This is a genomic window from Kitasatospora sp. MBT66 (genome assembly GCF_000710405.2).
GTDB lineage: Bacteria > Actinomycetota > Actinomycetes > Streptomycetales > Streptomycetaceae > Kitasatospora > Kitasatospora purpeofusca.
The window spans coordinates 1,101,562-1,115,121 of record NZ_JAIY01000010.1 but is presented as its reverse complement, the minus strand read 5'-3'; the positions used below and the strand labels follow the sequence as shown (position 1 = coordinate 1,115,121).

Below are 13,560 nucleotides of genomic sequence, written 5' to 3'. Positions count from 1 at the left end.
AGCCCCGGCCCGGCCCCGCACCGTCGTTCCCGCCCACGCTCCCGCCGTTACTCGTAGCGGTAGAGCAGGGCCTCCCGCTCGTTCTGCTCGATCGCCTCGACGGTCAGCGACGGGTCCGCCAGGTGCGAGAGCGTGACCTCGGCCGAACTCGGCTGGGCGTCCTCGGCGAGCCAGTTCTCCGGCTTCCACGCCGAGGCGCGCAGGAACGCCTTCGGGCAGTGCGCGAACACCTCCTCGACCGCGACCACGATCGCGCTGCGCGGCGGCTTGCCGACCGCCGTCAGCTGCTCCAGCAGCCGGGGATCGGTGGAGACGCAGGCCCGCCCGTTGACCCGCAGCGTGGTGTCCCGGCCCGGCACGACGAACAGCAGCCCGATCCGGCCGGTCCCGACGATGTTGTGGAGGGTGTCCAGCCGCTTGTTGCCGGTCGCGTCCGGGATCGCCAGGGTGAACTCGTCCAGCACGGACACGAGTCCGGCCGGTCCGCCGCGCGGCGACACGTCGCAGCGTCCCTCGGCGTCCGTGCTGGCCAGGAGGACCAGCGAGGAGCAGGCGATCAGCTGCCGGGCGACCTCGTGGATGCGGTCCACCTGCTTGCGGCGCGCGTGGTCCCCGGGCTGCTCGTAGACCTCCCGCAGCCCGGCCGCGTCACGCACGGAGGTGGCGGCGAGCGCCTCGAACAGGCCGGAGGGCCGGTCCGGCCCGGGTGTTGACGGAACAACGGATTCCGGTGTGCTGGTCATACCGATCAACGTAACCGAGCCCGTGCCGACGCGGCCCGTCACCGTCGGGAAATCCTGCCCGAACCCCTCGCCACCAGCGCTTTCGCGTCGATAATGGGGCCAGGACGCTTTCGGGGCAGGTGGTCGCCGTGATCATCAGAATCTGGGCCGGGCAGGTCATGGCCGGGCACATCGAGGAGTTCTGCGAGGTGCTGACCAGCAAGGTGCTCCCACAACTCGGGCGCACCGAGGGCTGCCTCGGCGGCGAGCTGTTGCGCTCCGTCACCGAGGGCGGGCACCGGGTGCTCGTGGTCAGCCGCTGGCGCGACGAGGCGGCGCTGCTCGGCTACGCGGGGCCGATGTGGCGGATCCGACCGGTCTGGTCGGAGGGCGAACTGCGGTACCTGGCCCACCCGCCGGAGGTCACCCACTTCACGCCGGTCCCCGTGCCCTGATCCGCCGGGGCCCGCCGCCGGGTCGTGCTCAGACGATCAGCGGAACCGGGTGCACCTCGGCCGCCGGATGCCCGGTGCGCTCGTGGATCCGCTGCACGGCCTCCTTCGACGGAGCCTCGGACAGGCAGTAGACGTGGCCCGACTCCGGATCGGCCCAGGCCTGCTCGAAGGTCACGCCCTCGTCGGCCTGGATCGCCAGGTCGGCCTGGTGCGCCATCCGCAACTCTTCCTCGGTGATGCCGGCCATCCCGTGGTGGACGTCCATGAACTTGGCCATAGCTCCCGCACCTCCTGCGGTCGCCCGCGACGGCGCGTGCCGCCGCCCCGGTACCACCAGCCTGCGCCCGCCGCACCCCGGACCGCCACCGGACGCCCCGCGCGGGCGCGCCGCCGGAGGCCCCGCGCGGGCGGCGAACCCCCTCCGGCGACCCGCGTCGTCCATTCCCCGGCGCCGAGTGAAAGAGGCCACAGTGGACACCTCTCCCTGGCTCCGCGCGGATCATGGCAGAATGACGGCAGAATCAGCAGTGACGTTCAGCGCACTCCGGGGTCGGTGAAAATCCGAACCGGCGGTTACAGTCCGCGACCCGTCCGCAGCCAGCGGCCGGTTGACCAGGTGAAATTCCTGGACCGACGGTTAAAGTCCGGATGGGAGGTGTGCGCGGCGGACGAGTGAGCAGGGCCCGTGGTCCCCCGGTGGACCTCGGGAGGCGGTGTGCGGCGACGGACGGGGTCCCCCCTCGTTCCGGCGCCCGGTTCGGCGGCAGCCCGGTGACGGGTCCCGTTGCCGTCCGGCGCCCGTGTACCCCTTGCCCGCGCCTGTCCGCGTCCTTCTCCCGTGCCGCACCCCGGAGTCCGCGCCCCAAGCGCGAGGAGAACCCGGGTGTTCACCGGCATCATCGAAGAGCTCGGCGAGGTCGTGTCGATCGAGGAGATCGGCGACTCCTCGCGAATCCGTCTGCGCGGCCCGGTGGTCTGCGAGGGCGCGCGGCACGGGGACTCCATCGCGGTCAACGGCGTCTGCCTGACCGTCGTCGACAGCCCCGAGGAACTCGCGGCGGGCACCGGCGAGTTCAGCGCCGACGTGATGGCCGAGACACTGCACCGTTCCAGCCTGGGCGAGTTGAAGCCCGGCGGACGGGTCAACCTGGAGCGCGCCATGGCGCTCGGCGCCCGGCTCGGCGGACATCTGGTGCAGGGTCATGTCGACGCCACCGGGCGGCTGTTGGGCCGCGAACCGGGGGAGCGCGACGCGGCCGGCGAACTCCGCTGGGAGGTGCTGCGGTTCTCGCTGCCCGACTCCGTCTCGCGCTACCTGGTCGAGAAGGGCTCGATCACCGTCGACGGCGTCAGCCTCACCGTGGTCGAGGCCGCCCGCGACAGCTTCACCGTCAGCCTCATCCCGGCCACCCTCGCGCTGACCACCCTCGGCACCAGGGCCGTCGGCGACAGCGTCAACCTGGAGGTCGACGTCCTCGCCAAGTACGTGGAGCGGCTGCTGGAGGCCCGCACCCTCCCGCCGCTGCCCGGGGCGAACGTGCCGGACGCGACCGACACCACCCCGGGGGAGGAACGGTGAACTGGCTCAACGGCACCGTCCACCTGCTCGGCCAGGACGTCTACCGCTCCGACATCATCGGCAACCTGTTCGGCCTCGCCGCGCTCGCCCTCGGCTGGCAGCGCTCCCGGCTGACCTGGCCGGTCCAGTTGCTCTCCGGCCTGGTCCTGGTCGGCGCCTACTGGAGCGCCCACCTCAGCGGCGGCGTCGGCAAGCAGATAGTCGTGATCACGGCCGCCGTGTGGGGCTGGACCCGGTGGCAGCGCGGCAGGCGGGGCGACGGCGACGTCGCCGTGCGCTTCGCCACCGGCCGTGAGCGCGCCGCGCTGATCGGCGGCACCGCGCTCGGCACCCTGGCGGTCGGCACGCTCTTCACCGCCGTCCCGCAACTGTCCTGGGACGCCTGGCCGGACGCCTACATCTTCGTCGGCACCCTGGCCGCGATGGTCGCCCAGGCCCGCGGCTGGGTCGAGTTCTGGTTCGCCTGGATCGCCGTCGACCTGGTCGGCGTGCCGCTCGCCTTCAACAACGGGCTGGTCTTCTCCGGCTTCACCTACTCCGTGTACTTCGTCCTGGTCCTGCTCGGCCTGCGCGCCTGGTGGCTCCGCGGCCGCACCGCACACCCCGTGACCGACCCCGCCCTCCAGGGAGCCTCCGCATGACCGAGAACCCCACCACGCGTCCGGCAGAGCACCCCACCGCGACCCCGGCCGGGGACAGCGCCGCCGAGTTCGTCCTCGACCCGGTCGAGCGGGCCGTCGCCGACATCGCGCTCGGCCGCGCCGTGATCGTCGTCGACGACGAGGACCGCGAGAACGAGGGCGACATCGTCTTCGCCGCCTCCGCCGCCACCCCCGAGCTGATGGCCTTCACCGTCCGCTACAGCTCCGGCGTGATCTGCGCCCCGATGACCGGCGCCGAACTGGACCGCCTCAAGCTCCCGCCGATGACCCAGGTCAACGAGGACCGCAAGGGCACCGCCTACGCCGTCTCGGTGGACGCCAGGGACGGCGTCGACACCGGCATCTCGGCCGCCGACCGGGCCCGCACCGTGCGCCTGCTCGCCTCGCCCGGCACCGGCCCCGCCGACCTCGCCCGGCCGGGGCACGTCTTCCCGCTGCGCGCCGTCGAGGGCGGCGTGCTGGTCCGCCCCGGCCACACCGAGGCCGCGGTCGACCTGGCCCGGCTGGCCGGCCTGCCGCCGGCTGGCGCGATCGCCGAGGTGGTCAACGACGACGGCACCATGGCCCGGCTGCCCGAACTGGTGGCCTTCGCCCGCGAGCACAACCTGGCGATCATCTCGATCGAGGACCTCATCGCCTACCGCCGCCGCACCGAGCTGCACGTCGACCGGGCCGCCGTCACCTCCCTGCCGACCGCGTTCGGCGAGTTCACCGCCGTCGGCTACCGGGGCACCCTCGACGGCGTCGAGCACATCGCGCTGGTCGCCGGCGGACTCGCCGAGGACGGCCGGCTCCCCGACGGCGAGGACGTCCTGGTCCGGGTCCACTCCGAGTGCCTGACCGGCGACGTGCTCGGCTCGCTGCGCTGCGACTGCGGCCCCCAGCTGCAGGCCTCGCTGCGCCGGGTCGCCGAGGCCGGCCGCGGCGTGGTGCTCTACCTGCGCGGCCACGAGGGCCGGGGCATCGGCCTGGCGCACAAGCTGCGCGCCTACGAGCTCCAGGAGCGCGGCCGGGACACCGTCGACGCCAACCTCGACCTGGGCCTGCCCGCGGACGCCCGGGACTACAGCATCGGCGCCCAGATGCTCGGCGACCTCGGCGTCCGCTCGCTGACGCTGCTGACCAACAACCCGGACAAGCTCACCGCGCTCACCGAGCACGGGCTCAAGGTCAAGGGCCGCGAGCCGGTGGAGATCCCGGCCGGCGAGCACAACGCGCGCTACCTGCGGACCAAGCGCGACCGGATGGGCCACGACCTGCCCGGCCTCGACGGCTGACCCGGCCGCACCGCCCCCTGCACCGACCCGCACCCGCACCCCCGTACTGATCCGCAACCCGCAACCAGCAACCCGAACCACCGAAAGGCACCGCACATGAGCGGCCACGGAGCCCCCGAGCTGACCATCGACAACGCCGCCGACCTCAAGGTCGCCGTGATCGCCGCCCAGTGGCACGAGCAGGTGATGAACGGCCTGCTCGACGGTGCCCACCGCGCCCTCAAGGAACTGGGCGTCGCCGAGCCGACCGTCCTGCGCGTCCCCGGCACCTTCGAGCTGCCGGTGGCCGCCAAGCGCCTCGCCGAGCGCGGCTACGACGCCGTGGTCGCCCTCGGCGTGGTCGTCCGCGGCGGCACCCCGCACTTCGACTACGTCTGCCAGGCCGCCACCGCGGGCCTCACCCAGGTCTCCGTGGACACCGGCGTCCCGGTCGGCTTCGGCGTACTGACCTGCGACAACGAGCAGCAGGCGGTGGACCGCGCCGGCCTGCCCGGCTCCACCGAGGACAAGGGCCACGAGGCGGTCACCGCGGCCGTCGCGACCGCCCTCGCGCTGCGCGCCCTCTAGAGGGCCGGTCTCCGGCCGATCGGCCGGAGCGCCACCCGGACCGTGGACGTCCACCGGACTGTCCACGGTCCGGAACTGTTTACCGCCGGTCCGCCCGCACGCCGTATGGTGAGTCCCATCATGGCTTCGAAGACATTCGAGGAGCTCTTCACCGAGCTCCAGCAGAAGGCCGCCACCGGCGACCCCTCGTCCTCCCGTACCGCGCAGCTCGTCCAGCAGGGCGTCCATGCGATCGGCAAGAAGGTCGTCGAGGAGGCCGCCGAGGTCTGGATGGCCGCCGAGTTCCAGTCCGACGAGCAGACCGCCGAGGAGATCTCGCAACTCCTCTACCACCTTCAGGTGATGATGGTCGCCCGCGGGCTGACGCTCGACGACGTCTACAAGTACCTCTAGACCGCCGGACCTCCGACCGGCCGCCGGACCCCCGGTCCGCCCCGGCCGCCCGGAAACCCCACCCACACCGAACAGGTAAGGAACTGACCTCCATGCTGCGCATCGCCGTGCCCAACAAGGGTTCGCTCTCGGGTCCCGCGGCGGAGATGCTCCATGAGGCCGGCTACCGGCAGCGCAAGGACTCCAAGGAACTGGTGCTGGTCGACCCGGGCAACCAGGTCGAGTTCTTCTTCCTGCGCCCGCGCGACATCGCCGTCTACGTCGGCTCCGGCCGCCTGGACGTCGGCATCACCGGCCGGGACCTGCTGCTGGACTCGCACTCCAACGCCGAGGAGGTGCTCGCGCTCGGCTTCGCCGGCTCGACCTTCCGGTTCGCCCGCCCGGTCGGCGCGGCGGTCGAGGACGTCGCGGACCTCGAGGGCCTGCGGATCGCCACCTCCTACACCGGCCTGGTCGAGCAGCACCTGGCCGACCGCGGTGTGAAGGCCACCGTCACCAAGCTGGACGGCGCGGTGGAGACCGCGGTGCAGCTGGGCGTCGCCGATGTGATCGCCGACGTGGTGGAGACCGGCACCAGCCTGCGCAACGCCGGTCTGGAGGTGTTCGGAGAGCCGATCCTGATCTCCGACTCCGTGGTGATCCGCCCCAAGGGCGCCGGCGAGGACCCCCGCGTCGACCAGTTCCTGCGCCGGCTGCAGGGCGTGCTGGTGGCCCGCCGCTACGTGCTGATGGACTACGACATCCGCGCCGAGAACGTCGGCGCCGCCGTCGCCCTGACCCCGGGCCTGGAGTCGCCGACCGTCTCCCCGCTGCACACCGAGGGCTGGGTGGCCGTCCGCTCGATGGTGCTCCGCAAGGAGGCCCAGCAGATCATGGACGACCTGTGGGGCATCGGCGCCCGGGCGATCCTGGTCACCAACATCCACGCCTGCCGCCTCTGAGCGGCGCCGGCATAAGCACCGGTTGAATGGGGTGGGGCCGCCGTCGGCGCCCCACCCCGTTTCCGTGGTCCGACCCGTTCGCCGTCCGACCGCCCCACCCCTCGAACCACCCCGGAGCCCCTCGTGTCCACCCCCGCCGAGTTCCCCGTCACCTGGGCCCCGCGCCGCACCCGCGCCGTGCTGCTGCCGGTCTGCGTCGTGCTGGTCGTGCTGTTCGCCGTGATCGCGGTCGCCCTCCCGGCCAACTGGCAGCTCAACGACCGGATCATGATGGCGCTCAGCGGGCTGCTCTTCGCCTCCGTCGGCCTGATGCTGGCGCGGCCGCGGGTCAGCGCCGACGCCGAGGGCGTGACCGTGGTCAACTTCGTCCGCAGCCGTCGGCTGGCCTGGGCGGAGATCGTCGGTGTGAACTTCCGCCAGGGCGACCCGTGGGCCTCCCTCGACCTCGCCGACGGCACCTCGCTGGCCGCCGTCGGCATCCAGCCCGGCGTGGGCCGGAACCAGGCGATCGCCGACGCCCGCGCCCTGCGCGACCTGGTCGCGCGGCACGGCGGCTGAACAGCCGCCGACCGACGCCCGTCGGCGGAGGCCCGGTGACCGGCGCCCGGTGACCGGAATCCGACGTCCGGCCGCGCCCGAACGTGAATCCGACCCTCGCACGGGTATGGTCTACGCTGGCAAAAGCGGGGCAAAGGCATTGCCCTGCCCGAAATCGACCTGAGGAGTGACACTCCCCGTCCATGGACGATCCGTCCGGTAGTACCTGCGCCGCCCACCCTCCGACCGACGGACGGCAGGCGGCACTGTGATCACGGCCTGGTTGCTGCTTCTCGCAGCCCTCCTGCTCATCCTCGCCAACGGCCTCTTCGTGGCCGCCGAGTTCGCCTTCGTGACCGTGGAGCGCGGCGCCGTCGAGCGCGCCACCGCCACGGGGGACGCCAAGGCCCGCCGGGTCTCCCGGGCCCTGCGCCACCTCTCCTTCGAACTCTCCGGCGCCCAGCTGGGCATCACCGTCACCTCGCTGGTCGTCGGCATGCTCGCCGAGCCCGCGCTGTCGACCCTGCTGAAGCCCCTGTTCGAAGCCGTCGGCCTCTCCGCCGGCGCCTCCCGCGGCGTCTCCGTGGTGCTCGGCATGCTGCTCGCCACCGTCGTCCAGATGGTGATCGGCGAGCTCGTCCCGAAGAACTGGGCGATCTCCCGCCCGCTCCAGGTGGCCCGCGCGGTCGCCGCCCCGCACATGGCGTTCTCCCGGGCCTGCCGCCCGCTGATCCGGGTCCTCAACGGCTCGGCCGACCGCACCGTGCGCGCCTTCGGCATCGAGCCGCAGGAGGAGCTGGACCACGCCCGCACGCCCGCCGAGCTGGTCTCGCTCGCCCGGCACTCCGCCCGGGCCGGCGCCATAGACGAGGAGTCGGCCACTCTGTTCGTGCGGACCCTCGGCCTCGGCGACCTCACCGCCGAGTCCGTGATGACCCCCCGCGTGGACGTCTCCGCGCTCCAGCGGGACGCCAGCGCCGCGGACGTCCTCAACCTCACCCGGGCCACCGGCCTGTCCCGCTTCCCGGTGTACACCGACACCCTGGACGAGGTCACCGGCACCGTCACCCTCAAGGACGCGCTCGCCGTCCCCGCCGCCCGGCGCGGCACCGTCCGGGTCGGCGACCTCGCCGTCCCGCCGCTGCTGGTGCCCGAGAGCCTCCCCGCCGAGCGGCTGCTCGACCAGCTGCGCCGCCTCCAGCCGATGGCCATCGTGGTCGACGAGTACGGCGGCACCGCCGGCGTGGTCACCGTCGAGGACATCGTCGAGGAGATCGTCGGCGAGGTGCAGGACGAGCACGACCCGGCCGACCGCCCCGAACTGCTGCCGCTGCCCCCGGTCGACGGACAGCCCGTCTGGGCGGCCGACGGCCGGGCCCGGCTCGACCAGCTGGAGGCCATCGGCCTGCACGCCCCGGAGGGCCCCTACGAGACGCTGGCCGGCCTGGTCACCGACCTGCTCGGCCGGCTGCCCGCCCCCGGCGACCGGGCCGAACTGCCCGGCTGGCGGTTCACCGTCGAGGCCGTGGACCGCCACCGGACCAGCAGGGTCCGGGTGGAACGCACCGCCGGGCACGACCACCCGCACAGCACCGAGGACGAGGGCCGCACCCGATGACCGCGCTCCAACTCGCCGTCGCCCTCGTCCTGCTGCTCGGCAACGCCTTCTTCGTGGGCGCCGAGTTCGCCGTGGTCTCGGTGCGACGCAGCCAGATCGAACCGCTCGCCGAGGCCGGCAACAAGCGCGCCCGCACCGTGCTGCACGCGCTGTCCAACGTCTCCGCGATGCTCGCCGCCGCGCAACTCGGCATCACCGTCTGCTCGCTGGGCCTGGGCGCGCTCGCCGAACCGACCATCGCCCACCTGCTGGAGGGGCCGTTCCACGCGCTCGGCGTCCCGGCCGGCCTGATGCACCCGCTCTCCTACGGGATCGCGCTGGCCGTCGTGGTCTACCTGCACATGGTCATGGGCGAGATGGTGCCCAAGAACATGGCGCTGGCCGGCCCGGAGAAGGCCGCGCTCTGGCTCGGCCCGCCGCTGGACCGGCTGGCCCGCTGGCTGGCCCCGGTGATCGCCTTCCTCAACGCCTTCGCCAACGGCGTGCTGAGGCTGTTCAAGGTCGAGGGCAAGGACGAGGTCGAGTCGGTCTTCACCACCGAGCAGCTGATCTACCTGCTCGCCGACTCCGGCGACGCCGGACTGCTGGCGAAGGACCGCCAGGAGCGGCTGGAGGACGCCCTCGAACTGGGCCGCCGCCCGCTGACCGAGGTGCTGCTCACCCCCGAGCAGCTGGTCACCGTGGACACCAAGGTGACCGCCGCCCAGGTCGAGGAGCTGGCGCTGCGCACCGGCTTCTCGCGCTTCCCGGTCACCGACGGGGACCCGGCCGGCCACGGCTACCTGGGGTACCTGCACCTCAAGGACATCCTGGAGGTCGACGACCCGTCGGTGCCCGTCCCGGCCCGGCTGTGGCGGCCGATCACCGTGCTCCGCGGCACCCTGCCGCTGGACGACGCGCTCGGCGCGATGCGCCGGGCCACCTGCCACCTCGCGGCCGTGCTCGACCAGGACGGGCGGACGCTCGGCGTGGTGATGCTGGAGGACGTGCTGGAGGAGCTGGTCGGCGAGGTGCACGACCCGGACCACCGCTCGGCCGCGTAGGCCGCCCGGGCCGCCCGCGCGGCCCCGCGCACACCCCGGGAGGCCCCGGGAACCCCGGTTCCGCCCGGGGTTCCCGGGGCCGCTTCGCTCTCGGCGATTCCGCTCTGAGCGTGGGGGCGTTCCGCTGCGGACCCTCGCCGGGCAGGGTGGTCGGCATGAGACTTCTCCTGCTGGGTGGGACGGAATTCGTGGGGCGGGCCGTCGCGGAGGCGGCACTGGAGCGGGGCTGGGAGGTGACGGTCTTCCACCGGGGCACGCACGCCGCGCCGGCGGGCGCCCGGGTACTGCACGGGGACCGGACGGCCGAGGGCGGGCTCGCGGCCCTGGCCGAGGGGGAGTGGGACGCGGTGGTGGACACCTGGTCCGCCGCCCCGTCGGCGGTGCGCGACAGCGCCCGCCTGCTGGCCGGCCGGGTCGGCCGCTACGCGTACGTCTCCAGCCGGTCGGTGTACGCGTACCCGACGCCGGCCGGCGCGGACGAGAGCGCGCCGCTGGTCGAGGGCTCGCCGGACGACGGCGAGATGCCCTACGCGGAGTCCAAGCGCGGCGGCGAGCTGGCGGCCCTGGACGCCTTCGGCGACCGGGCGCTGCTGGTCCGGGCCGGGCTGATCGTCGGACCGTACGAGAACATCGGCCGGCTGCCCTGGTGGCTCGGCCGGATCGCCCGCGGCGGCCCGGTGCTCGCCCCCGGTCCGCGCGACCTCGCGGTGCAGTTCATCGACGTCCGCGACCTCGCGATCTGGACCCTGGACGCGGTCGCGGCCGGCCTCGGCGGCCCGTACGACCTGGTCGGCCCGCGCGGGCACAGCACCATGGGCGAGCTGCTGGAGGCCTGCGCGAAGGCCACCGGCGCCGAGCCCGAGCTGCGCTGGACGGCGCCGGAGGCGATCGCCGAGGCCGGTATCGCCCCGTGGGTCCAGCTGCCGTTCTGGGTCCCGCCGGGCGAGCTGTACGACACCGTGCACGGCGCGGACGTGAGCAAGGCGCTGGCCGCCGGGCTGCGCTGCCGACCGGCGGCGGAGACGGTGGCCGACACCTGGGCGTGGCTGCGGTCGATCGGCGGGGCCGCGCCGCAGCGCCCGGACCGGCCGACCGTCGGCCTGGACCCGGAGCTGGAGGCCGCGGCGCTGGGCGGCTGACGACCGACGCCGCAACCCATGGCCGCGCCCGTGCCCGTGCCCGAGCCCGACGAGCGGGCCGGGCCGGGCGGGGCGGGGCCGGGTCCGGCCCGGCCCGGCCCGGCCTCAGCCCCGGCCGTCGATCAGCTCGCCGTACGCCTGCAGCAGGTCCGGCAGCCGCAGCGTGGCGAGGTCCTCCCGGCCGGGCGGCTCGCGCAGCAGGGTGAGCCGCAGGTCCCGGTAGGCGCAGGACTTCTCGTACAGGGTGCGGATGAAGCGGCCGTTGCCGAGATCGTCGATCCAGCCCTCACGGACCACATGGGTGCAGATCGAGGCCAGCTCCTCGGCCGCGTCCTCGTCCCACCCGTCGCCGTCCTGCCCGGCGAGCGCCGCGCCGATCGCGGTCAGCTCGCCGGGGCGGTAGCTGGGGAAGTCGACCCGGGTGGTGAAGCGGGAGTTGAGCCCGGGATTGGTGGCCAGCAGCCGGTTCATGCCCTCCGGGTAGCCGGCCAGGATCACCACCAGCCGGTCCCGGTTGTCCTCGGCCCGCTTGAGCAGCACCTGCAGGGCCTCGTCGCCGTACGCGTCGCCCTTGCTGTAACCGGAGTTGGAGAGGCTGTAGGCCTCGTCGATGAAGAGCACGCCGTCCAGCGCGGAGTCGATCAGCTCGTTCGCCTTCACCGCCGTCTGGCCGAGGAACTCCCCGACCAGGTCGGCCCGTTGGGCCTCCACCAGGTGGTCGCCGGAGAGCAGGCCGAGGGCGTGGAAGACCCGGCCGAGGATCCGGGCGACGGTGGTCTTGCCGGTGCCGGACGGGCCGGAGAAGACGAAGTGCCGCTTGGGCGGCTGGACCGGCAGGCCCTGCTCGGCGCGCAGCCGGGCCATCCGCAGCTGCGCCGAGAGTGCCCGGACCTGCCGCTTGACCGGCTCCAGGCCGACCATCCGGGAGAGTTCGGCCAGCGCGGCGTCCAACTCGGCCCGGTGGTCGTCGCATTCGGACATCGCGCTGGTGCTCGCCGCCTGGGCCAGCGCCGTCTCGCCGCGTGCCGCCGCGGCGGCCGGGGAGGCGGCGGCGGGCTGCGGGGCGGTCGAGCCGGAGCGCCCGTTGCCGACCAGCGGGGGCGGTGCGCCCGCTCCGCCGCCGGGCCTGTTCCCCGTACCGCCCGTACCGCCGGTGCCGGTGCCGCTGCCCGGTCCGGCCGAGGTGGGCAGGGCCGGGTGGCCGTCGTCCGCCTCGTCGTTGTCGGCCTCGACCGGCCCGCCGGGAGACGGACTTCCGAACGGGTCCGCGAACCCCGGCCCGCCGAACGCACCGGCTCCCGGCAGCTCGCCACCCGACAGCTCGGCACCCGGTGGTTCGGCGCCCGGCGGCAACTCCGGACCGGACAGCTCGGCGCCCGCGAAGGCCGTCGCCTGCTCCGACTCCGCCTGCTCCGTCCCGAACTCCGCACCCGTCCCGAACTCCGCGCTCGCGCCGAACTCCGAGCCCGCACCGAGCGCCTCGAAGCCGGCCTGCTCCAGGACGGCCGCGTCCAGCAGCGCCGCGTCGATCGCGTCGTCCTCCGCCCCGCGCCCCGCGTCCCGGCCGCCGATCCCGGCGCCGTCCAGCAGGGCGTCCGCGAGGCCGTCCTCCGCCGAGATCGCCGCGAGCCGGGCGGCGGTGTCCATGAACGCCGGGTCGGCCCGGTGCACGGCCCGGTACAGCGGCAGCGCGGCCGCGCTGCGCCCGGCGCCCTCGTAGGCGCGGGCCAGCCAGTAGCGCAGCTCCTTGCGCTGCGGCTGCTCGGAGCGGCAGCGGGCGAGCGAGGCGGCGAGCGGCGGCTGGGCCTGCGCGCACATGTCCAGCCGGACCCGGGCCATACCGGCGAACAGCCCGGCCTCGATGCCGAGCAGCGGGTCGTCGAGCAGCCGGTCGGTGTCCCGGATCAGCTGCTCCCAGTCCTTGAGGAGGTAGGAGCGGCAGGCGTGCAGGAAGCGCGCGGACGGGTCCTCGGCGGGGGCCGGGCACTGCTCCAGGGCGTGGTCCAGCTCGGTGAGGTGGCGTCCGTCCAGCCAGTGCGAGGCGTGCGCGAGGGCCAGGTCCCGGCCGGTCTCCAGTACCGGCTGCACCCACCAGCCCAGCCAGTACCAGGAACTGAGCGGGCGTCCGTGCCGCCGCCGCTGCTCGCCGAAGCGTTCCCGGTGCCGGTGCATCGCGAGCAGCGCGCCGGAGGTGTCGCTGCGCAGCGCGTGCAGGCCGAGCCAGGCGTCGGCCATGCCGGGGTCGAGCCGGACGGCGGCGCGGAACTCCTCCTCGGCCCGGGTGTACGCCCCGGCCGTGTAGGCGTCCATGGCACGCAGCCAGGCGCGGTCGGCGAGCCGGTTCGGAGCCGGGCCGCCCGCGGTGTTGCTGTCGGAACTCTCCACTCAACGCCCCCCGCGATGTGGCTCGGGGCCCGGCCGGTGCGGCGGTGTGCGGACCCGCCGGTGGTCGTCTGCCCACGGGGCGCATATGCGCCTGCCTGGAATCGTACCGGCGCGGCGCTGATCCGGAAGGGTGCCGCACGATGTCAAAAGCGATCGGGCGGAGGGCCGTTGAGGGGTGGCCGGCCCCGGGGCGGGGGAGTCGGACGGCACCCCCGGCTCACGGGGGAACAAGCCGGGGATGC

The 13,560-nt window shown here is 74.0% G+C and carries 14 protein-coding genes and 1 riboswitch; of the genes, 11 read left to right on the top strand and 3 right to left on the bottom strand.

The genetic code is table 11. The features are described 5' to 3' along the window. Positions 1-47: 47 nt before the first annotated feature. On the bottom strand, positions 48-743 hold the full coding sequence (locus tag BI06_RS29530; RefSeq protein WP_078880374.1) for an MSMEG_1061 family FMN-dependent PPOX-type flavoprotein: 696 nt from the start codon (positions 741-743) through the stop codon (positions 48-50). Between the two features lie 128 nt (positions 744-871). On the opposite strand from BI06_RS29530, the gene BI06_RS29525 reads away from it, so the two are divergent. Further along, positions 872-1,177 (top strand): antibiotic biosynthesis monooxygenase, encoded by a 306-nt coding sequence (locus tag BI06_RS29525; RefSeq protein WP_149030508.1) that lies wholly within the window; start codon positions 872-874, stop codon positions 1,175-1,177. 28 nt (positions 1,178-1,205) lie between these two features. Here the strand turns inward: BI06_RS29525 and BI06_RS29520 are convergent, their stop codons facing one another. After that, entirely contained in the window at positions 1,206-1,454 is a 249-nt protein-coding gene (locus BI06_RS29520; RefSeq protein ID WP_030396376.1) for an SCO4226 family nickel-binding protein, read from the bottom strand. A gap of 259 nt (positions 1,455-1,713) precedes the next feature. Beyond that, positions 1,714-1,841, top strand: a riboswitch (FMN riboswitch). Between the two features lie 219 nt (positions 1,842-2,060). On the opposite strand from BI06_RS29520, the gene BI06_RS29515 reads away from it, so the two are divergent. From BI06_RS29515 to BI06_RS29470, 10 genes are all read left to right on the top strand, one after another. Beyond that, entirely contained in the window at positions 2,061-2,756 is a 696-nt protein-coding gene (locus BI06_RS29515) for a riboflavin synthase (RefSeq protein WP_051742093.1), read from the top strand. Beyond that, a complete protein-coding gene (locus tag BI06_RS29510; RefSeq protein WP_043472616.1) occupies positions 2,753-3,397 on the top strand; it encodes a nicotinamide mononucleotide transporter family protein in 645 nt (214 codons plus the stop codon). Before BI06_RS29515 ends, BI06_RS29510 begins: the two co-directional genes overlap by 4 nt. Continuing rightward, entirely contained in the window at positions 3,394-4,695 is a 1,302-nt protein-coding gene (locus BI06_RS29505) for a bifunctional 3,4-dihydroxy-2-butanone-4-phosphate synthase/GTP cyclohydrolase II (protein WP_030396373.1), read from the top strand. Before BI06_RS29510 ends, BI06_RS29505 begins: the two co-directional genes overlap by 4 nt. A gap of 96 nt (positions 4,696-4,791) precedes the next feature. Continuing rightward, positions 4,792-5,262, top strand: a complete 471-nt coding sequence (gene ribH, locus BI06_RS29500) for a 6,7-dimethyl-8-ribityllumazine synthase (RefSeq protein ID WP_030396372.1) — start codon at positions 4,792-4,794, stop codon at positions 5,260-5,262. A 120-nt stretch (positions 5,263-5,382) separates the two neighbouring features. Beyond that, positions 5,383-5,655 (top strand): phosphoribosyl-ATP diphosphatase, encoded by a 273-nt coding sequence (locus tag BI06_RS29495; RefSeq protein ID WP_030306151.1) that lies wholly within the window; start codon positions 5,383-5,385, stop codon positions 5,653-5,655. Between the two features lie 92 nt (positions 5,656-5,747). Continuing rightward, positions 5,748-6,596, top strand: a complete 849-nt coding sequence (gene hisG, locus BI06_RS29490; protein ID WP_030396371.1) for an ATP phosphoribosyltransferase — start codon at positions 5,748-5,750, stop codon at positions 6,594-6,596. A 123-nt stretch (positions 6,597-6,719) separates the two neighbouring features. Next, positions 6,720-7,154 (top strand): PH domain-containing protein, encoded by a 435-nt coding sequence (locus BI06_RS29485; protein WP_030396370.1) that lies wholly within the window; start codon positions 6,720-6,722, stop codon positions 7,152-7,154. A 247-nt stretch (positions 7,155-7,401) separates the two neighbouring features. Beyond that, the gene (locus BI06_RS29480) at positions 7,402-8,751 is read left to right on the top strand and encodes a hemolysin family protein (RefSeq protein WP_030396369.1); all 1,350 of its coding nucleotides are present in this window, start codon (positions 7,402-7,404) and stop codon (positions 8,749-8,751) included. Next, positions 8,748-9,794 carry a hemolysin family protein gene (locus BI06_RS29475; protein WP_030396368.1) on the top strand — a complete coding sequence of 349 codons (1,047 nt, stop codon included), beginning with the start codon at positions 8,748-8,750 and terminating at the stop codon, positions 9,792-9,794. Before BI06_RS29480 ends, BI06_RS29475 begins: the two co-directional genes overlap by 4 nt. 155 nt (positions 9,795-9,949) lie before the next feature. Further along, positions 9,950-10,933 carry an NAD-dependent epimerase/dehydratase family protein gene (locus BI06_RS29470; protein WP_030396367.1) on the top strand — a complete coding sequence of 328 codons (984 nt, stop codon included), beginning with the start codon at positions 9,950-9,952 and terminating at the stop codon, positions 10,931-10,933. Positions 10,934-11,038: 105 nt separating this feature from the next. On the opposite strand, the gene BI06_RS29465 is transcribed toward BI06_RS29470, so the two are convergent. Beyond that, the gene (locus BI06_RS29465) at positions 11,039-13,318 is read right to left on the bottom strand and encodes an AAA family ATPase (protein WP_043472613.1); all 2,280 of its coding nucleotides are present in this window, start codon (positions 13,316-13,318) and stop codon (positions 11,039-11,041) included. Positions 13,319-13,560 lie beyond the last annotated feature (242 nt).

Excerpts from the sequence above, each read along its gene's own strand:
- BI06_RS29475 (WP_030396368.1), top strand. The coding sequence starts at position 8,748 with ATGACCGCGCTCCAACTCGCCGTCGCCCTCGTCCTGCTGCTCGGCAAC.
- BI06_RS29530 (WP_078880374.1), bottom strand. The coding sequence starts at position 743 with ATGACCAGCACACCGGAATCCGTTGTTCCGTCAACACCCGGGCCGGAC.
- BI06_RS29470 (WP_030396367.1), top strand. The coding sequence starts at position 9,950 with ATGAGACTTCTCCTGCTGGGTGGGACGGAATTCGTGGGGCGGGCCGTC.
- hisG (WP_030396371.1), top strand. The coding sequence starts at position 5,748 with ATGCTGCGCATCGCCGTGCCCAACAAGGGTTCGCTCTCGGGTCCCGCG.
- ribH (WP_030396372.1), top strand. The coding sequence starts at position 4,792 with ATGAGCGGCCACGGAGCCCCCGAGCTGACCATCGACAACGCCGCCGAC.
- BI06_RS29505 (WP_030396373.1), top strand. The coding sequence starts at position 3,394 with ATGACCGAGAACCCCACCACGCGTCCGGCAGAGCACCCCACCGCGACC.
- BI06_RS29495 (WP_030306151.1), top strand. The coding sequence starts at position 5,383 with ATGGCTTCGAAGACATTCGAGGAGCTCTTCACCGAGCTCCAGCAGAAG.
- BI06_RS29520 (WP_030396376.1), bottom strand. The coding sequence starts at position 1,454 with ATGGCCAAGTTCATGGACGTCCACCACGGGATGGCCGGCATCACCGAG.